General features: G+C 76.8%; 14 protein-coding genes. 2 read left to right on the plus strand and 12 right to left on the minus strand.

Annotation, left to right across the window (positions count from 1 at the left end; genetic code table 11):
• Positions 1-2: 2 nt before the first annotated feature.
• Entirely contained in the window at positions 3-1,283 is a 1,281-nt protein-coding gene (eno, locus tag ACFO3M_RS07255) for a phosphopyruvate hydratase (RefSeq protein ID WP_387987903.1), read from the minus strand.
• A 158-nt stretch (positions 1,284-1,441) separates the two neighbouring features.
• Between eno and ACFO3M_RS07260 the strand changes: the two genes are divergently transcribed.
• A complete protein-coding gene (locus ACFO3M_RS07260) occupies positions 1,442-2,119 on the plus strand; it encodes a hypothetical protein (protein WP_387987904.1) in 678 nt (225 codons plus the stop codon).
• On the opposite strand, the gene ACFO3M_RS07265 is transcribed toward ACFO3M_RS07260, so the two are convergent.
• The 4 genes from ACFO3M_RS07265 to ACFO3M_RS07280 all read right to left on the minus strand — a co-directional run bounded on the left by ACFO3M_RS07265 (position 2,116) and on the right by ACFO3M_RS07280 (position 9,166).
• Positions 2,116-3,015 (minus strand): MazG family protein, encoded by a 900-nt coding sequence (locus ACFO3M_RS07265; RefSeq protein ID WP_387987905.1) that lies wholly within the window; start codon positions 3,013-3,015, stop codon positions 2,116-2,118. The two genes, ACFO3M_RS07260 and ACFO3M_RS07265, sit on opposite strands and share 4 nt — an antisense overlap.
• A gap of 4 nt (positions 3,016-3,019) precedes the next feature.
• Positions 3,020-4,033, minus strand: a complete 1,014-nt coding sequence (locus ACFO3M_RS07270) for a SurA N-terminal domain-containing protein (RefSeq protein WP_387987906.1) — start codon at positions 4,031-4,033, stop codon at positions 3,020-3,022.
• A gap of 29 nt (positions 4,034-4,062) precedes the next feature.
• Positions 4,063-7,593: a transcription-repair coupling factor gene (gene mfd / locus ACFO3M_RS07275; RefSeq protein WP_387987907.1), complete on the minus strand. Its 3,531-nt coding sequence runs from the start codon at positions 7,591-7,593 to the stop codon at positions 4,063-4,065.
• Between the two features lie 154 nt (positions 7,594-7,747).
• Positions 7,748-9,166 carry a sugar transferase gene (locus tag ACFO3M_RS07280; protein ID WP_387987908.1) on the minus strand — a complete coding sequence of 473 codons (1,419 nt, stop codon included), beginning with the start codon at positions 9,164-9,166 and terminating at the stop codon, positions 7,748-7,750.
• A gap of 579 nt (positions 9,167-9,745) precedes the next feature.
• Here ACFO3M_RS07280 and ACFO3M_RS07285 point away from each other — a divergent pair.
• A complete protein-coding gene (locus ACFO3M_RS07285; RefSeq protein WP_387987909.1) occupies positions 9,746-10,915 on the plus strand; it encodes a YveK family protein in 1,170 nt (389 codons plus the stop codon).
• Positions 10,916-11,338: 423 nt separating this feature from the next.
• On the opposite strand, the gene ACFO3M_RS07290 is transcribed toward ACFO3M_RS07285, so the two are convergent.
• From ACFO3M_RS07290 to ACFO3M_RS07320, 7 genes are all read right to left on the minus strand, one after another.
• A complete protein-coding gene (locus ACFO3M_RS07290) occupies positions 11,339-12,574 on the minus strand; it encodes an O-antigen ligase family protein (RefSeq protein WP_387987910.1) in 1,236 nt (411 codons plus the stop codon).
• Positions 12,571-13,830, minus strand: a complete 1,260-nt coding sequence (locus tag ACFO3M_RS07295; RefSeq protein ID WP_387987911.1) for a hypothetical protein — start codon at positions 13,828-13,830, stop codon at positions 12,571-12,573. Before ACFO3M_RS07295 ends, ACFO3M_RS07290 begins: the two co-directional genes overlap by 4 nt.
• Positions 13,831-13,839: 9 nt before the next feature.
• Positions 13,840-15,957 (minus strand): acyltransferase family protein, encoded by a 2,118-nt coding sequence (locus ACFO3M_RS07300; protein WP_387987912.1) that lies wholly within the window; start codon positions 15,955-15,957, stop codon positions 13,840-13,842.
• Positions 15,954-16,727, minus strand: a complete 774-nt coding sequence (locus tag ACFO3M_RS07305; RefSeq protein ID WP_387987913.1) for a polysaccharide deacetylase family protein — start codon at positions 16,725-16,727, stop codon at positions 15,954-15,956. Before ACFO3M_RS07305 ends, ACFO3M_RS07300 begins: the two co-directional genes overlap by 4 nt.
• The gene (locus ACFO3M_RS07310; protein WP_387987914.1) at positions 16,724-17,173 is read right to left on the minus strand and encodes an FAD synthase family protein; all 450 of its coding nucleotides are present in this window, start codon (positions 17,171-17,173) and stop codon (positions 16,724-16,726) included. Before ACFO3M_RS07310 ends, ACFO3M_RS07305 begins: the two co-directional genes overlap by 4 nt.
• An 82-nt stretch (positions 17,174-17,255) precedes the next feature.
• The gene (locus tag ACFO3M_RS07315; protein ID WP_387987915.1) at positions 17,256-18,425 is read right to left on the minus strand and encodes a glycosyltransferase; all 1,170 of its coding nucleotides are present in this window, start codon (positions 18,423-18,425) and stop codon (positions 17,256-17,258) included.
• On the minus strand, positions 18,422-19,195 hold the full coding sequence (locus tag ACFO3M_RS07320; RefSeq protein WP_387987916.1) for a CDP-alcohol phosphatidyltransferase family protein: 774 nt from the start codon (positions 19,193-19,195) through the stop codon (positions 18,422-18,424). The genes ACFO3M_RS07315 and ACFO3M_RS07320 overlap by 4 nt, the downstream gene beginning before the upstream one ends.
• Positions 19,196-19,433 lie beyond the last annotated feature (238 nt).

Below are 19,433 nucleotides of genomic sequence, written 5' to 3' on the forward strand. Positions count from 1 at the left end.
GGTCAGGAGGTCCGCAGGCGCGGGAAGGCCGCCGCGCCGGCGTAGCGCGCGGCGTCGTCGAGCTCCTCCTCGATGCGCAGCAGCTGGTTGTACTTCGCCACCCGCTCGCTGCGCGCCGGCGCGCCGGTCTTGATCTGCCCGCAGTCGGTGGCGACGGCGAGGTCGGCGATCGTGGTGTCCTCGGTCTCGCCCGAGCGGTGGCTCATCATGCAGCGGTAGCCGTTGCGGTGCGCCAGGTTCACCGCGTCGAGGGTCTCGGTCAGCGTGCCGATCTGGTTGACCTTCACCAGCAGCGCGTTCGCGGCCCCGCGCTCGATCCCGTCGGCGAGGCGGGCCGGGTTGGTGACGAACAGGTCGTCGCCGACGATCTGCACGCGGTCACCGAGGGCGGCGGTCATGGCGACCCAGCCGTCCCAGTCCTCCTCCGACAGCGGGTCCTCGATGGAGACCACCGGGTAGGCGTCGACGAGCTCGCGGTAGTAGTCGACGAGGTACTCCGCAGAGCGGGTCTGCCCCTCGAAGTCGTAGCCGCCCTCGCCGTGGAACTCGGTGGCGGCGACGTCGAGGGCGAAGGCGATGTCGGTGCCCAGGGAGTAGCCGGCCTTCTCCACCGCCTCGGCGATGAGGTCGAGCGCGGCCCGGTTGGTCGGCAGGTCGGGCGCGAAGCCGCCCTCGTCACCGAGGCCGGTGGACAGGCCGCGGCCCTTCAGCACCGACTTGAGCGCGTGGTAGGTCTCCGTGCCCACGGCCAGCGCCTCGGCGAAGGTCGCCGCCCCGATCGGGGCGATCATGAACTCCTGCACGTCGACGTTGCTGTCGGCGTGGGCGCCGCCGTTGAGGATGTTCATCATCGGCACCGGCAGCAGGTGGGACGACGGCCCGCCGACGTAGCGGAACAGCGGCAGGCCGGTGGACTCGGCGGCGGCGCGGGCGACGGCGAGGCTGACGCCGAGGATCGCGTTGGCGCCCAGCCGCGACTTGTCCGGGGTGCCGTCGAGGTCGAGCAGGCGCTGGTCGACCAGCCGCTGCTCGGTGGCCTCGTAGCCGACCAGCTCGGGGCCGATGACGTCGAGGACGCCGTCGACGGCCTTGGTGACGCCCTTGCCGCCGTAGCGGTCGTCCCCGTCGCGCAGCTCCACCGCCTCGAAGGCGCCGGTGGAGGCGCCGCTCGGGACCGCGGCCCGCGCGATCGTCCCGTCGTCGAGGGCGACCTCGACCTCCACGGTGGGGTTACCGCGCGAGTCCAGGATCTCCCGCGCGCCTACGGCATCGATGCTCGGCACGGTGAGCAGCCTAGCGAGGCGGGCGGGGTTCACCCGGGACGCGTGGTCCCCGGGACTCCGGTAACGGAGCAGTCACGGTGCGGCCTCGGCGGAACCGATCCGGCGATAACCTCGTCGTGGCGGGCGTCTTCCCCACGTCTGCGCCGTCGGAGGACCCGATGACCGAGCGCCAGCAGCAGCGACCCCCCGGGTACGGCGCCGGAGCCGCGCCGCCACCACCCCCCGTGGACGTGGCCGCGGAGGCGGCTCCCTCCGTCCTCGGGTTCGCGCCGGACCCCGCCGAGGACGACGACGAGGACGTCGAGCCGGTCCCGGACGGCACGACGGTGGCCGGGGTGGCGGCCGGCCCCGGCCGGCTGGCCTACGTGCGGCGCCCCGACGTCGTCGGCGGGGTGCTCCTGCTGCTGGCCGGCGTGGCCGACGGGGCCAGCGTGTGGCTGCCGTGGGAACGGGGGGAGGAGACCACCGGGCTGCACCTGGTGGTGCGCGCCGTCGACGCGGCCCGGGAGGGGGTCGACGAGCTCGGGCGCACCGGCCTGTGGCAGCCGGCGGCGGTGGCGCTCGGCGGTGCGGTGCTCGTCGTCCTCGGGCTCCTGCTGCTCCGCCCCGCGCGCGGCCACCGGGTGTCCGGGGTGCTGGCGCTGGGGGTCGCGCTGGCCGTGGCCGCCGCGGTCGTCGCACGCCTGGTGGACGCCGGCTGGGACGTCCACCGGCTCGGGCCGGGCGTCTGGTGCGCCGCCGCGGTCGCCGGGCTGGGCGTGCTCGGCGCGCTGAAGGCCATGCTCACCGCGCCACGGGTCACCACCGCGCCGGCCGAGCGACTCCCCGTCGGCTAGCCGCGGCGGCGGGCCTCGGCGTCGAGCTCGCCGGCGTAGCGGCGGACCGCCTCGCGCAGCGCGTCCTCGGCGTCCCAGCCGCGCTGCACGGCCGCGGCGACCACGGCCAGCAGCCGCTCCCCGAGCTCCTCCGGCGACGTCGAGCCCAGCTCGGCCGGCTCCGGCGTCGGGAACCCGGCCCGGGCGGCCCGCCGCACCAGCGCCGTCCCCCACGCGGTGGCCGGCTGCGAGCGCGAGACGCCCTCGGTGGGCGAGCGCCGCTGCTTCTCCGCCTTCTTGATCTCCTCCCAGCCCGCCTCGACGCCGGCCACGTCGCGGGGACCGGCGTCGCCGAACACGTGCGGGTGCCGGCGGACCAGCTTCTCGACCAGGTCGCGGGCCACGTCGTCGACGTCGAAGCGCCGGTCCGGGCCGGCCTCGGCGGCGACGCGGGCGTGGAAGACGACCTGCAGCAGCACGTCGCCGAGCTCCTCACGCATCGCGACCGGGTCGTCGTCGACGATGGCGTCGTAGGCCTCGTGGGCCTCCTCGAGGAGGTAGCCGCGCAGCGAGGAGTGGGTCTGCTCGGCGTCCCAGGGGCAGCCGCCGGGCGAGCGCAGCCGGTCCATCAGCGCGACGACGTCGAGCAGGTGGGCGCCGGGCGGCTCGGGGGCGCCGTCGACGACCGGCCGCCCGGCCACGTCCTCCCCCGGGGCCGCGAGGCAGGCGACGTCGCAGTCCAGGCCGGCCGCGTCGGCGGCGTCGGCGACCTGCCACCCGGCGGCGCGCAGCACGTCCGCGGTGGCCGCGGCGCCGGGCAGCGCGGCGATCCGGCGCCCGGCCAGCGCGGCCCAGCCGGCCGGGCCGAGCAGGCCGGGCAGCCGCGGGCTGACCGTGACGACGACGGCCGGGGGCACCGGGTCAGCCCTCGCCGGTGGTGGGGGCCGCGGCACCGGCGTCGTCGAGCAGGTCGACCACGCCGCCCTCCGCCTCCTGCACCACGTCCTGGTCACCGAACTCGCCGTAGCGCGGGTTGACGGTGACGCCGACGTCGTCGCGGACCTCGTCGACCACCGCCGCCCCGGCCTCCTCGGCGCCCTGCGCGGCCTCGTCCTCCAGCTGCGGCCGGACCTCCTCGAACGACGGCGTCGTCCGCTGCCCGACGAAGGCGACCACCACGCCGGGCACGTCGCCGACGGTGACGCTGAAGCCGGTGTTCGGCGGGGCGGCGGCCACGCCCTCGGCCAGCGGCGCGGGGACGTCGGCGGTGCCGGTCGGCTGCAGCGCGGGCAGGGTGATCTCGCCCGGGTACCGCGCCGCGACCGCCGGGTACGAGGCGGGCGCGGCGGCCAGCTCGGCGACGACGGCGTCGGCGGTGGCCTGGTCGGGGACGGCGAAGTAGCCGAGCTCCACCTGCTCCAGGCCGGCGCGGACCTCCTCGTACCGGGCGCGCAGCGCGGCCTCGTCGGTCCCGGGGTCCTCACCGGCGGCGACGCCGAGCTCCCGGCGGAGCAGCTGCTGGCGGGCGCTCTCCCGGATGTCCTCGCGCGAGTAGCCCTGCGAGGCGGCCTGCGCGTAGAGCTCCTCCACGTCGCGGCCGGCCAGCGCGGTCTCGATGAAGGCGCCGACCTCGGCGTCGCCGACCTCGACGTCGCTGCGCCGGGCCGCCTCGGCGTAGAGCTCCTGGCGCACGAGCAGGGTGAGCACCTGGCGGGTGTAGTCGGTGCCGCCGCCCCCGACGGCCTCGGCGATCGCGGGGTCGGCCAGCCGCTCGTCGACGGCGGCCTGCAGCTCGGCCACGGTCACCTGCTGGTCCCCGACGTAGGCGGCGACGTTGGGCGAGGTCCGGCAGCCGGTCACCGTGACGGCGGCGGCCACGAGCCCGAGGACGACGGCGGCGGGACGGCGGGTGCGCACCCGGGCAGGCTGCCACATGGGGTGTGACGGTCGTCGCAGGCGCCGCCTCAGGCGGCGACCGGCTGCTCGACGACCGCCTTCAGCAGCGAGTGCAGGTGCTCGAGCAGCGCGACGTCGCGGAGCGGGGTGCGCCGGTCGGGGCCGACCGGGACCTTGAGCGACACCGTCTGGACGGCGGACTTGTAGGTGGCGCCGTCGGCCAGCCGGGCCAGCCGCATCTGCTGCGACTCCCGCAGCGGCACCGGCGAGACCCGGATGGCGCGGCCCTGCAGCGACACCTCGGTGATGCCCAGCGCCCGCATCGCCGCGCGGAAGCGGGCGACCGCGAGCAGGTTGAGCACCGGCGCCGGCGGGGCGCCGTACCGGTCGGTGAGCTCGTCGAGCACCGCCTGCGCCTGGTCGTCGTCCTGCACCGAGGCGACCTTGCGGTAGGCCTCCATCCGCAGCCGCTCGCCGGGCACGTAGTCGTGCGGCAGGTGGGCGTCGACCGGCAGGTCCACCCGCACCTCGAGCGGCTCGGCCGGCGCCTCCTCGCCGCCGACCTGCGCCTTGTAGTCGGCCACCGCCTCGCCGACCAGCCGCACGTAGAGGTCGAAGCCGACCCCGGCGATGTGCCCGGACTGCTCGCCGCCGAGCAGGTTGCCCGCGCCGCGGATCTCCAGGTCCTTCATCGCCACGGCCATGCCGGCGCCGAGGTCGGTGTTGTGCGCGATGGTGGTCAGCCGGTCGACCGAGGTCTCGGTCAGCGGCCGCGACGGGTCGTAGGTGAAGTAGGCGTACGCACGCTCGCGGCCACGCCCCACCCGGCCGCGGATCTGGTGCAGCTGGGAGAGGCCGAAGGTGTCGGCGCGGTCGACGATCAGGGTGTTGGCGTTGGGGATGTCCAGGCCGGACTCGACGATCGTCGTCGCGACCAGGACGTCGTACTCCTTCTCCCAGAAGCCGACCATGATCCGCTCGAGCTCGTGCTCCTTCATCTGGCCGTGGCCGACGGCGACGCGGGCCTCGGGCACCAGCCGGCGGATCTTCGCCGCGGCCTTGTCGATCGACTGCACCCGGTTGTGGATGACGAACACCTGGCCGTCGCGCAGCAGCTCGCGGCGGATCGCGGCGGCCATCTGCTTGTCGTCCCACGCGCCCACGTAGGTGAGCACCGGGTGCCGCTCCTCCGGGGGCGTGAGGATCGTCGACATCTCGCGGATGCCGGTCAGGCTCATCTCCAGCGTGCGCGGGATCGGGGTGGCCGACATCGACAGGACGTCGACCGCCGTCCGCATCGTCTTCAGGTACTCCTTGTGCTCGACGCCGAAGCGCTGCTCCTCGTCGACGACGACCAGGCCGAGGTCCTTCCAGCGGGTGGTCGGCTGCAGCAGCCGGTGGGTGCCGACGAGCACGTCCACCTCGCCGCGGGCCAGCTCCTCGAGGATCTGCCGGGTCTCGGCGTCGGACTGGAAGCGGGAGAGCACCTTCACCGTCACCGGGAACTGGGCGAACCGCTCGGAGAAGGTCTTGAAGTGCTGGTTGGCCAGCAGCGTCGTCGGCACCAGGACGGCGACCTGCTTGCCGTCCTGCACCGCCTTGAACGCGGCGCGGACGGCGATCTCGGTCTTCCCGTAGCCGACGTCGCCGCAGATGATCCGGTCCATCGGGACCGGGTTCTGCATGTCCGCCTTGACCTCGTCGATCGCGGCGAGCTGGTCGGGGGTCTCCTGGAACGGGAAGGCGTCCTCGAGCTCGCGCTGCCAGACCGTGTCGGGGCCGAAGGCGTGCCCCGAGGTCGCCATCCGGGCGGAGTAGAGCCGGATGAGCTCGGCGGCGATCTGCTTGACCGCCCGGCGGGCCTGGCCCTTGGTCTTCGCCCAGTCGGCGCCGCCGAGCTTGGACAGCGCCGGCTGCTCGCCGCCGACGTAGCGGGTGAGCTGGTCGAGGGAGTCGGTGGGCACGAACAGCCGGTCCGGCGGCTGGTTCCGCTTGCCGGGCGCGTACTCGACGATCAGGTAGTCGCGCTGGCCGCCGTGCACGGTGCGGCTGACCATCTCGACGTAGCGGCCGATGCCGTGCTGCTCGTGGACGACGAGGTCGCCGGGCTGCAGCTGCACCAGGTCGACGGCGTTGCGGCGGCGCGCGGGCATCTTCACCGCGTCGCGCATGGTGGTGCCGCGCTGGCCGGTGAGGTCGTGCTCGGTGACCAGCGCCAGCCCCACGCCGGGCAGCGCGAAGCCGGACTCCAGGCTGCCCTGGGTGATCGAGGTCAGGTTCGCCTCGGGCGCGGACTCGATGCCGGGCACCAGCCGCACGCCGAGGTCGGCGGCGCCGAACTGGTCGGCGGCGCGCTGCGCGGGGCCGGGGCCGGCGAAGGTGACGACGACCCGCCAGCCGTCGCGGGTCCAGCCGCGCAGCGTCTCGACGGCGCGATCGAGGTCGCCGGAGAAGCGCTCGACGGTGCCCGCCTGCAGGGTCACCGACGACTCGTCGTCGACGTCCAGCGTGAACGCGCCGGTGGTCCACCACGGCAGGCCGCGGCCCCGGGCGGCGGCCTCGACGTCGGCCAGCTCGCGGAACGACGACGCGCCCAGGTCCAGCGGCGCCTCGCCGGCCTCGGCGGCGGTGGCCCAGGACGCGGCGAGGAACTCCTCGGCGGTGCGCACCAGGTCGGCGGCCCGGCTGCGGACCCGCTCGGGGTCGGCGACGAGCACGTGGGTGCCGGCGGGCAGCAGGTCGGTGAGCAGCTGCAGCTGCCCCTCGACCAGCGCGGGGGTCAGCGACTCCATGCCCTCGACGGCGATGCCCTCGGCGAGCTTGCCGAGCAGCTCGGCCAGGCCCGGGTGCTGCGCGGCGAGCTCGGCGGCGCGGGCGCGGACGGCGTCGGTGAGCAGCAGCTCTCGGCACGGCGGCGCCCACAGCCGCTCGGGCCGCTCGTCGAGGGAGCGCTGGTCGGCGGCGGAGAAGTAGCGCAGCTCGTCGACCTCGTCGCCCCAGAACTCCACGCGGACCGGGTGCGGCTCGGTGGGCGGGAAGACGTCGAGCAGGCCGCCGCGGACGGCGAACTCGCCGCGCTTCTCGACCAGCTCCACGCGGGTGTAAGCGGCGTCGGACAGCGCGCGGGCGACGTCGTCGAGCTCGGCGGTGCCGCCGGCCTTCAGCTCGACCGGCACGAGGTCGCCGAGGCCGGGGGCCAGCGGCTGCAGCACGCTGCGCACCGGTGCGACCAGCACGTCGATGCCGGTGTCGCCGGGGTGGGTCAGCTCGCGCAGCACGGCCAGCCGGCGGCCGACGGTGTCCGCCCGCGGGGACAGCCGCTCGTGCGGCAGCGTCTCCCAGGACGGGAAGGTCTCCACGCGGCGGTCGGGCAGGAAGCAGCGCAGCACGTCCGCGGCGGCGTCGGCGTCCCGCTCGCCGGCGGTGACCAGCAGCACCGGGACGCCGGCACCCGGCTCCCGCGCGGCCAGGGCGGCGGCGACGAGCGGCTGCACCGGCGGCGGTGCGGTCACGGCGAGCTCGGCGGACCCGGCCGCGGCCACCACGCGCGCGACGCCGGGATCGGTGAGGACGACGTCGAGCACGCCGCGCAGACTCACGGGGGTCTTCCTCCTGGGTGGACGGCCCGCTCCGTGCCGCCGGGTGCGGCGCAGGCCCGGCATCCCAGGCTAGACCGCGGCGGGGACACCCGCCGGGGCCGGACCGGGAGGGCAGCGCCCGGACAGCCGATCCGGCCGGCGCACCGCCGACCGCTCAGTACGCCCCGTCGGCCCGGACCACGGCCCGGAGGGTCTTCCACAGGATCAGGAGGTCCAGCGCCAGCGACCAGTTCTCGACGTACCGCAGGTCGAGGCGCACGGCCTCCTCCCACGTCAGGTCGCTGCGGCCGGAGACCTGCCAGAGGCCGGTCAGCCCCGGCTTGACGAGCAGCCGGCGTCGGACCGAGTCGTCGTACCTCGCGACCTCCTCCGGCAGCGGTGGGCGCGGGCCGACCAGCGACATCTGGCCGAGCAGGACGTTGAGCAGCTGGGGCAGCTCGTCGAGCGAGTGCCGACGGAGGAACTGGCCGACCCGGGTGATGCGCGGGTCACCGGCGACCTTGAACAACAGCCCGTCGGCGTTCTGGTTCCGGGCACCCAGCTCCCCCCGGCGCGCCTCGGCGTCGGCGGTCATCGTCCGGAACTTGAGCATGGTGAACGGCTTGCCCGCGTGACCGATGCGCACCTGGCGGAAGAGCACGGGCCCGCGGCTGTCGAGGCGGACCGCGGCCGCGAGGACGACGAGGACCGGCAGTGCGAGCAGGACGAGCAGGACCGCCCCGATCCGGTCCAGCGACGCCTTGACCAGCCGCTTGGGGCCGGTGAAGTGCGGCTCCTCCACGTGCACCAGCGGCAGTCCGACGAACGGCCGCACGTGCATGCGCGGCCCGGCGACCTCCATGAGCCCCGGCGCGACGAGCAGCTCCACGCCCGTCCCCTCCAGCTGCCAGGACAACCGCCGCAGGTAGGTCGCGGCGGTGTCGCTGCTGCTGGTCACCGCCACCGCGTCGACCTGCCACGCCGAGACGACCTCCGGCACGTGCGCGAGGTCGCCCACGACCCGCACGCCCTCCGCGCGCAGCAGCGACGCGTCGTCGGGTCGCGGGACGCAGGCCGCGACGACGGTCATCCCGCAGTGGCGCTCGCGCCGCACCTGGCGGACGAGCTCGAGCACCGCCCGCTCGCGACCCACCGCGAGCACCGTCCGCATGCACCGGCCGCCGGCCCGGAGCCGGTGCACCCACCGGCGCAGCAGGTGCCGCCCGACCGCGCTGACCACGACCGTCGACGGCACGGCGATCACGACCAGGGCCCGGGACAGCTGCCAGTTCCCCGCGTAGGAGGCGAAGCCGATGGCGGCGAGCCCGGCGAGCCCCGCCTGGAGGATGCTGCGGAACTCCTCGTTGCCGGTGCCGATCGTCGCCGCGTCGTAGCCGCCGCCGAGGGCCACCACCGCCACCCACACCAACGGGAACACGGCCACCGCGACCTGGGTCGTCGAGCCGACCTCGGTGCCGAACCGGATCAGGTGGGCGCCGACCCCGCACACCGCGGCGGCGACGAGGTCGGTCGCGACGGCGGCCGTGACGTACCGGCGCACCCAGCGCAGCGGTCGGCGGCCGACACCGAGCACGCCGGCCGCCGTCGCACCAGGGGGGAGGGGGCCGGACGCCGCCTCGCGAAGCGGTGCCCGAGGTGCCGGGACGGCCGTCGCCCCCACGTCCGGCATGTCCAGCGCCACGTGCGTCGCCCCCCTCCCTGCCATCGCTGACAGGCGCGGACAGCGCTCGTGGACGCCCCCCGCTGCATCCGACGGCGGCCGGGATCCGTGGGGACCGGTCCGCCGCAGGCTGGGTCAGGCCACCAGACGCCGTGACGCAGCGCAACCCCTCCCGGCCCCGACGTCCCTAATTCGGGCCCTAGGTCCCGGATGGCTGGTGCCAGCCTGGTCACAGCGAGTCACGACGCACGAGGAGCCTGAACGATCAAGGACCTGCGCTCCCGGTGGGGAGGCCGAGAGGCGACGATGGTCGGCGGCCTGCGGCCGGACGCAGCGCCGGCCCCTCCCATGGGGTGAGCCGGTGCCGCCGGCCGGGTCCGGTGGAGTCCGGTGCGCCCTAGCCTCGACCGGGGCCACTCCGGGGAGGCCGGGACGGCGCGCTGGGCCGAGGGCCCCACGGGTGCGTCGGTGGGGCTCCAGAGGGTGGGCGAGATGGAACTCCGGGACTACGGGACGGCCCTGCGCCGGTACTGGGCGACGTGGGCGGCGATCGCGCTCACCGGGCTGTTCGTCGCCCTCGTCGTCGTGCTGGCCGTCCGGCCGACGTACACGACCACCGCGCAGGTGTTCGTGGCCAGCTCGGGCGACGGGACGAGCGGGTCGCAGTTCGTCAGCCAGCGCGTGACGACCTACCCCGACGTCGCCCGCAGCCAGACCGTGCTCGGCCCTGTCATCGACGAGCTCTCGCTCGACGAGTCCGTCACCGACCTCCGGGCGCGGGTCGCCGCGGTGAACCCGCCCGACACCTCGCAGGTCGACGTCTCCGTCACCGACGAGGACCCCGCCCGCGCCGCCGCGGTCGCCAACGCCGTCGCCGAGCGCTTCAGCACGGCGGTCGAGGACCTCGAGGAGCGGCAGGACGGCGTCTCGCCGGTGGACCTGACCGTGACCGACCCGGCCACCGTCCCCTCGTCGCCCGTCTTCCCCGTCCCCGGACTGGTGCTGGGCCTCGGCCTGTTCGTCGGCCTCACCCTGGGCGCCGCCGTCGCCGTGCTGCGCAGCCGCGCGGACACCCGGCTGCACACCGTGGACGACGTCCGCACCGCCTGGGGCGCCGGCGGGGACGAGCTGACCGTCCACGCCGTCGCCGCCCGGCGCAGCCGGCGCCGGCGCGGGACCGGCCGGCCCGTGGCGATGCTCGCCCGCCAGCTGGAGCCGGTGGACGACGACGGGTCCGTGCGGGCCGTCGTCCTCGCGGCCTCGCCCGACGAGTCGCAGGCCGCGCACGACCTGGTCACCGCGCTGGCCACCGAGCTCGTCGACGGGGGCACCCCGGTCGTCGTTGCCGAGCCGGGCGAGGACGCGGCGGCGCCCGTCCTGCCGGCCGGCGCCCGCCTGACCGTCGCGTCCGCCTCGGCCCCGGCCCGCGAGTGGCGGCGCCTGGCGCGGGAGAACGACGGCGCCGTGCTCGTCGTCACCGCCGGCCGGACGGAGGCCGCCGACCTGCGCGAGGCGCGGTCGCTGCTCGCCGCCGTGGGTGCGGGTCTCTTCTCGGTCGTCCTCCTCCCGTCCCGCCGGACGGGGCGGGCTGCCTCCGGCGACACCACGCCCGCCCGCCCGGCCGTCCCGGCTGCCGACGAGCGGGTCCCCGCCGGCCCCTGACCGGCCGGCGGTCCCCGCCGCCGCACACCGCGAACGGCCCCGCCCCGCGACCACCGGTCGCGGGGCGGGGCCGTTCCTGTGGGTCCCCACCCGCGGACGCCGCCCACCGCCGCACGACGGGACCGCCGCCGGCCCTGGCGGTACCCACGGGACGGCCCTCGAGGCCCCGCACGGTGCCGACCCCTCCCCACGCCGGGGCGGGTGCAGAGGCCCCGTCCCGGGGACGGGCGAGGGCGGCTCCCCGGGCGCCCGCGCCCGGGGAGGCAGGGACGCCCCCGGGTCCCGGGCCGCGGCCGGTGTCGGCCGGAGCCGGCCCCCGGGGACGTCCGCCGCCGGCGTGCACCGTGCCCGGGACGCCGACGACCCGTCCTCCGCAGGCGGAGGACGGGTCGTGGTGTGCGGTGGCCGGCGCACCGGCGGGTCCTACGCGGGGACCTCGGGCTCCTCGGCGCGCAGCCGATCCCGGGAGCCGCCCTCCGCCAGCAGCGAGACCGCCGTGAACAGCAGGAACGCCACGCTCGCGTCGAACAGCCCGCTCTCCAGCACGCTGCGGCCGAGCAGGAAGACCAGCAGGCCGAGGAACAGGACGCGGTGCTCGCGCGGCGCCTCGAGCACCCCGCGCAGGCTCCAGAGCACCCAGCCGCCGCCGAGGAGGACGCCGACCCAGCCGGCCTGCACGAGCAGCGAGACCCAGCTGCTGTCCAGCGGCTGGGTGTCCCAGTACTGCCCCTGGACGCGGATGATCTTGACCGAGAGGCCGCCGCCGACGGCGGTCTGCCACTGGGAGTCGGCCCAGTCCAGCGCGGCCCGCCAGGCGATGAACCGCGAGCCGAGGGTGCTGGTGCCGTCACCGCCACGGGAGACGAACCCGGCCACGGCCCCGGTGGAGACCACCGTGACGGCCGCGGCCCCGGCCAGCACCAGGCCGCCGACGACGAGGCCGACCCTGGGGCGCCGGATGTGGAGCGCCATGGCGGCCACCCCGAGCACGAGCATGAGCAGGGCCGTGCGCGAGCCGGTCGCCCACACGACGCCGGACAGGACCGCCGCGGTGAGGGCGGCCCGCACCCCCGCCCGGCCGACGACCGTGCGCCAGGCGACGTACAGGACCCCGGTCGAGGCCAGCAGCGCCAGCTCGTTGGGGTCGATGGCGGGCACGCCGCCGGCCAGCCGCCCGTCGGTGTACGAGGGCAGCCCGGTGACGGCGGCGACCAGCGCCACCGCCACGCACGCCCGCACGACCGCCGTCAGCACGTCCACCGCGGACACCGCCCGCAGCAGGAGGAGGACGGTGGCGCCCAGCAGGGCGACGCGGACCGCCACGACTCCCCCGGCGACCAGGTGACCCGCGGTGAGCGCGCCCAGGACCGTGCAGGCCAGCAGCAGGCCCAGCCACCACACCGTCCCGGTCCCCACCCGCCGGCGCGGACCTGCCTGGGCGAGGAGGAAGGCCAGGGCCAGGGCCAGGACGCTGACGCACGCCTTCGCGACGACGACGGGGTCCAGCGACCCGGTGAAGTACTCGCCGCGGCGCCACCCGACGCTGCCGACGACCACGAGCAGCGCGGCGAGGGTCACCAGGGACCGCGACCGGGTGCGCGGCGGGACCGCGGGCGGCCGGCGGTCGGGCCGGACCGGCGCGGGGACGACCGCGGTCACCGGGCGACCGCCCCGGCTGCGGCCCGCGGCTCCGCAGAGGCGGCGCGTTCCGCGCGGACCTGCGGCACGAGCAGCGTCCGGCGCACGGCGACGGCGGCCAGCACCGGCCCGAGCGCCAGGGCCAGGGGGCTCCACGGCACGGCGCCGTCGGCGATCGTCACCAGCAGCGCGACGGCGGCCAGCGACCCGAGCTCAACCGCGCGCAGCGCGAGCACCCGCCGCTGCCGCCCGTGGACCGACGCCAGGCTCGCGTACGGGAGCAGCGCGGCCGCGGCCGCGGCGTGGACGCTCCAGGCGGCCACCGCGCCCACCGGCACGTCGTACCCCCCGCCGGTGAGCAGCGGTCCCGCCCACGGCAGCGCGACGACGGCGAGCACGCCCAGCAGGCCGAGCAGGACCGCGAGGCCGGCGGCGGCGCGGTCGGCGGCGTCCAGGCCGGCGCGCGCACCCCGCGGGCGCAGCGCGACGAAGTGCGGCAGCAGGAAGGACCCGAGCCCGGCGACGAGGACCATCGCCGGGGCGGTGTAGACCCGCGCGGCCTCCAGCGGGCCGTAGGCCGCGGCGCCGGCCACCCCGACGACGAGCAGCCGGAGCAGCGTGAGCTGCGCCGGGCGGATCGTCTGCGCCGCCGCCCGCCAGACGCCGAAGGCGGCGACGGCCCCGAGCGCCGGGCGCCGCCACGGACCGTGCGGCCGCTCCCCGGCCGGGAGCAGCGCCCAGGCGAGCAGCGCCGCGCCGGCCTGCCCGGCGAGCAGGGCGGCGACGAAGGACGCGAGGGTGAGCTCCCCGGCGGACCGGGCGAGCACGAGGGTGGCCAGCGACAGGACGAGGGCGGTGACGTCGACGGCCGGCAGCGACCAGAACCGGCCCGCGGCCATGAGCAGCCGGCGGAGCGCGTCCTCGACGACGAAGGCGACGACGGCGGGCCCGGCGAGCAGCGCCGCCCACAGCGGCAGGGCCCCGCTGACGACGGCGAGCAGGCACCCGGCCGCGCCGGCGGCGCCCGCGACGAGCACCGCGCCCACGTGCAGGCCCGCGCGGATCCCGGGGTCGTGCCGGTCCAGCACGGTGAGCGAGTCGCCGACCAGGCCGCTGGACACGGCGGTGGCCAGGACGAGCGCGCCGTAGGCGAGCGAGAAGACCGCCAGCCCCGCGGCGCCCAGCTCGCGGGCGGCCGCGACCTGCAGGACGAGGCCGGCCAGCGCCTGGGTGCCCTGCCCCACGAGGGCCCCGGCGGCCCGGCCGCGCGGTCCCACGCCGGCCACCTACGCGGTCCCGAGGACGGCCGCCCCCACCTCGGGGGCGATCCGCTCGGCGTACTCGGCGGTCATGTGCAGGCCGTCGGCGTAGACCGGGGTGGACCCGACGACGGCCGGGCACAGGTCGTCGACGCAGAACCAGCGCTCGGGGTCGACGAACGTGGCCCCGGTCGCCTCCGCCACGTCCTCCTCGACGGCCACCTGCTGCAGGAAGCGCCGCGGCGGCTCCTGCACGCAGTCCGCCGGGGTGCTGACCGTGGTCGCGCAGGTCTGCAGGTTCGCGCCCGAGGGCGGGCCGGTCAGCACGACGACGCGCGCGCCGGACCGCTGGACCCGCTGCACCACCGAGGTCATCCCCTGCTCCCAGACGGCCGCCTTGTCGGCGTCCGGGTCGGCGAGCCGGGTGTCGTAGGTGTGGCTGAGGACGACGAGCTCGGGCCGCGTGCGGTCGATGAGGTCCAGGGCCCACTCGCGGTGCTCGGCGCACTCGGTGAACGGCCGGCCCTGGTAGAGGGTCACCGCGTCCACGTTCGGGCACTGGCCCATGGTCAGCGTCCGGATCGACCAGCCCTGCGGCTCCACGGCCGCCCGGAGCGCGGGCAGCCACGCGCCGGCGACCGAGTCGCCGAGCAGCACCGCGGAGTGCGGCGCGCCGGGGTCGCCGAACACGCACCGGTCGGCGTTCCAGTCACCGACGTCGAAGCACCCGCCGCTCCACTGCTCCTCGAGGTAGCCGGGGAGCTCGTCGAGGGCCGGCTGCAGGTCCGCGGGCCAGGCCACGAGGGCGGCCGACGCCCGGAGCTCGCGGGTCAGCGGGTCGCCCTCGGTGGCCGCCTGCGCCGCCGCGCCGGCCGCGGCCACCGCCTGCGCGTCCAGCCGGCCGGGCGGGAAGGCGACGGTCAGCCCGGCGCCGCCGACGACGAGCACGCTCGCCGTCGCGGCGGCGACGAGCCGTCCCCGGCGGCGCACGGCGGCGGCCCGGTGCTGCGGCCCCGGCGGCCGCCCGCCGGGCAGCAGCCAGCCCGAGTGCAGGACCGGCTGCTCGATCGCCGCGTACGAGACCGTGGCGAGGACCAGGGACACGACGATCGCGACGACCGCGGTGGTCGGCGTCCCGGCGCCGAGGACGGCGGCGGTGAGGACCACGACCGGCCAGTGCCACAGGTAGAGCGAGTACGAGATCCGGCCGAGGAACCGGGCCGGCGCGCTGCCCAGCACCCAGCGGGTGCCCGGCCCGCCGGGGGCGTCGCCGAAGGCCACGAGCAGGACGGCCGAGAGGACCGGCAGGGCGGCGACGGAGCCCGGGAAGGGGTCGGCCGAGGTGATCACGGCCGCCGACGCCAGGACACCGAGCAGCCCCGCCCAGGCCAGCGCGGCGCGGAGCACGCCGGGCAGCCGGCGCAGCTGCGTCGCCGTGACGGCGACCAGGGCGCCGGCCCCGAGCTCCCAGGCGCGGGTGAACGTGGAGAAGTACGCGGTCGTCGGTGAGACGGCGCTGGCGTGCACCGACCACAGGAACGACGCGGCGACGACGGCGAGGAAGGCCACGGCCAGCAGCGGCCGCGCGGAGCGCCCCCGTCCGGCGACGGCCACCACGAGCAGGATCAGCAGCGGCCAGACCAGGTAGAACTGCTCCTCGACCGCCAGCGACCAGAAGTGCTGGACCGGCGAGGGGGCCGCCGTCTGCTGGAAGTAGTCGGTGCCCTGCTGCGCGAAGTGCACGTTGGCGCCGAACGCCAGCGCCCAGGCCGCGTCGGTCAGGGTCTCCTGGAGGCGGCCGCCGAGGAACAGCAGCCAGGCCGCCAGCGACGTCGCCGCGAGGGTCGCCACCGCGGCCGGCAGCAGCCGGCGGGCGCGCCGCACGTAGAAGGCGCGGAAGGAGATCCGCCCGGTCCGCTCGCGCTCCCGGACCAGCAGCCCGGTGATGAGGAAGCCGGAGATGACGAAGAAGACGTCGACCCCGATGAACCCGCCGGAGGGCCGGCCGAGGACGTGGTCGAGCAGCACCAGGCCGACGGCGACGGCGCGCAGGCCCTCGACGTCGGCGCGGAAGCGGTGCGGCGACGCCGCCGGGCGCTCCTCCCGCGGCTGCTGCCCGGTGGGCCGCTCGGCGGTGAGGGTCACCGGCCGGCCCCCGCGACCGGGGCGGCCGGGCGCGCGGCGTCGCGGGCGACGGCGCGGCGCAGCCGCACCGAGTGCCGGACCAGGCGGGCGACGAGGTGCGCCCGGGTGTCCCGCGGGGACACGTAGCAGCGCGGCAGGGTGACGCGGTCGCCGGGCTCGTAGTCGCCGGTGACGCAGGCGTTGTCGTAGCCCGCGGCCCGGACGGCGTCGGCCGCGGCGTCGTCGTAGGAGCCGTAGGGGTAGCAGAACCCCGGCACCTCGGCCTGCAGGACGTCCTCGAGCACCCGCCGGCTCTCCCCCACCTCGGCGGCGAGCACCGCGGGGTCGGCCCCGGCGAGCCGGGCGTGGGTGAGGGTGTGGCTGCCGACCTCCTGGCCGGCCGCGGCCACCGCGCGGAGCTGCCCGGCGTCCATGATCCGGAACCGCGGGCCGGTGTCCCAGTCGTTGGTGCCGCCCAGCAGCCCCGCGACCGCGTAGACGGTGCCGGCCATGCCGTGCCGCCGCAGCACCGGGACGGCGTGGTCGAGGAAGTCGGTGTAGCCGTCGTCGAAGGTGAGGCCGACCAGGCCGGCGGCCGCGCCCCGCTCGGCGGCCCGCACCAGCTCGGTGAGCGGGACGCCGCGCAGGCCCAGCCGCCGCAGGAGGCCCAGGTGCCGGTCCAGCCGCGCGGGGTGGACGCGCAGGGCGTGCGGGTCGGGCTCGGCCGACGGGCTGATCGAGTGGTACATGAGGACCGGCGGCAGCGGCAGCCGGGAGCGGCCGCCGGTCACCGGAGGACGCCGCCGTCGACCGCCGTCTGGGCGTCGAGGGCCGCGAGCGCGCGCCGCAGCACCGTGCTCGAGGTGTGCATCGTGTACGGGAAGTAGCGGACCTCCACCCCGACGGCGGAGAAGTCGCGCTCGAGCCGGTCGCCCTTGGGGGTGCCGCGCCAGTCGTCGCCCTTGAAGATGACGTCGAACCCGACCTCGCGCCAGGTGTCGATCTTGTCCGGGACGACCTCGGCGTGCACGTCGTCGACACAGCGCAGGTTGCGCACGATCTCCAGGCGCTCGGGCAGCGGCACCACCGGCAGCCGGCCCTTGGTGAGCAACAGCATCTCGTCGGACACCACGCCCGCGATCAGCCGGTCACAGTGCGCCGCGGCGTGCCTGAGGATGTTCAGGTGCCCGATGTGGAACAGGTCGTAGGCGCCCGGCGCGTAGCCGATCACTGTCATGGCGAGATCCCCCTGGTGACGTTCTCTGCCCGGCGAGTGCACAGCGCGGGCTGACCGACCGTCATCACCCGTGCGGGTCCCGTCACCCGAAGGGAGGGGCGGCCACCGGCACCGGGACCGCCGCGGCGGGCACGCCGACCGCGGCCAGCAGCTCGGCGGTGAACCGCTCGGGGGTGTGCCGGCGGCGGGCCGCGGCGACGGCGGCCACCGCGGCCGCGCGGGCGGCGGGCCAGTCGGCCGCCACCCGGGCGACGGCGTCGGCCCACGCCTCCGGCCGGCCGGGGACGACGGCCTGCACGCCGGGGTAGCCGTCGACCGCCTCCCGCAACCCGCTGTGCGCGCTCACCACGAGCGGGCGGGCGGCGAGCACGGCCTCCACGGCCGTGTTGCCGAAGGACTCGTCCCCCACCGACGGCACGAGGACGACGTCGGCGTCGGCCAGGTGCGGCCACACGTCGGCGCGGAAGCCGGCGAAGGTGACCCGCTCCTCCAGCCCGGCCCCGGCCACGGTCGTCCGCAGCTCCGCCTCGAACCACTCGTAGCCGGGGAACACCGAACCGAGCAGCGTCAGGGAGGCGTCGACGCCGCGGTCGAGCAGGTCCCGCAGCGCGGCGACGGCGACCTGCGGGCCCTTGCGCGGCGACAGCCGGCCGACGTAGAGCAGCCGCACCGGGCCGTCGAGGGCCACCCGCGGGGGCACGACCTCCTCCGGCGCGCGGACGGCGTTGTGCACGACCGCGCCGCGCCGGGCCGGCCGCGGGGACACCTCGGCCAGCGTGTCCAGGGTGAACCGGCTGTTGGCGACCACGCGGTCGGACAGGGCCGGGCACAGCGCCATCCCCCGCCGCAGCAGCCGCGGCGCCGAGCGCTCGGCCTCGTGCACGTGGTCCACCGAGCGCCGGCCGGCCAGCCGCGCCAGCAGCGGCCACGACGGCAGGGTCAGCGTGCTGACGTACACGCCGGCGGGGTGCGCGCGCAGCAGCCTCAGCGCGGGCAGCGCGCCCCGGACGGCGTCGGCGACCAGCCGCAGGAACCCGCGCGGGCGCAGCGCGGAGTTGCGCAGCACCGGCATCGGGCACAGCTCGACCCGCAGCCCGCGGGCCTCCAGCTCGGCGACCAGCGGGCCGGGCCCGGGCAGGGCGACGGTGACGTCGAAGCGGGTGGCCAGCGCGGTCGCCGACTCCACCAGCATCCGGTCGGCCCCGTAGAGCTCCGCGCCGGGGTGCGCCACGAGCAGCCGCGGGCGGCTCATCGCGGCAGCCGGCCCATCTCCCGGAACCACTTCACCGAGGCCAGCGCGAGGAACCCGGCCGCGGCGAGGAAGAGGACCGTGTAGACCGGCACGAACACCGCGGTCCACCCGTAGAGCACGAAGGTGCAGGCCAGCAGGCCGTAGTCGGTCGGCAGCGTCAGCAGGGAGCGGCCGACGCCCACCCGCTGGGCGGTGGGCTGGGCGCGGGTGGCGACGCCGTGCTGCGCGCGCAGCGCCTCGTTGAGCATCGTGCCGAAGTAGGTGACCGCGTCGACGACGCAGTAGCCGAGCGGGACCAGGAGCAGCACCGGGTCGACGTCGGTGGACCGGTACAGCCCGACCAGCACGGCCAGGTGGAGGCCGGAGGCCTTGGCGGCGTCGACCATGTGGTCGAGCCACTCCCCCGCCGGCGAGCCGCCGCCGCGCAGGCGGGCGAGCTGCCCGTCGGCGGCGTCGAGCGCGTAGCCGAGGACGAGGCAGGCGGCGACCGCCAGCGCCGTCGGCACCGACGGCGGCGCGAGCGCGAGCAGGACGATGCCGGTGGCGGTGGTCGCCCCGCTGACCGCGGTGACGGCGTTCGGGGTGAGCCCGGCGTGGAACGCCAGGGCGGCGAACACCCGGCCCAGCGGGCGGTTGACGAAGCGCGAGTAGGCCGGCGCGCCGGCCGCCCCCTTCTGCGCGGAGGACAGCCGGCGCAGCGTCGCGCGCAGGCTCTCGCCGCCGGGCCGTCCCGGGCGCGGGACGACGAGTGCGGCGCTGGAGTGGTCCACCCGGGGGCCTCCGTGGTTCTGCGACCGGGACCGGTCGGGGGACGCCGGCACGGGTGCGCGGCGTCGTGGCTGCCCAGCAGCATCGCCGGGCCGGCGGGGCCGCCGGGAGGGCTGCGCGGGTGCCCTCACCCGCAGGGGGCAGGGCCGCGCGGTCTCCCCCTCCGAGGAGCGAGGCCCGTCACCGTGGGTGACGGGCCTCTGGTCGGACGGAGGGTCGGTCCCGGGCGGGCCGTCGCAG

The sequence above is a fragment of the Geodermatophilus arenarius genome (assembly GCF_042654585.1).
GTDB classification, from domain to species: domain Bacteria; phylum Actinomycetota; class Actinomycetes; order Mycobacteriales; family Geodermatophilaceae; genus Geodermatophilus; species Geodermatophilus arenarius.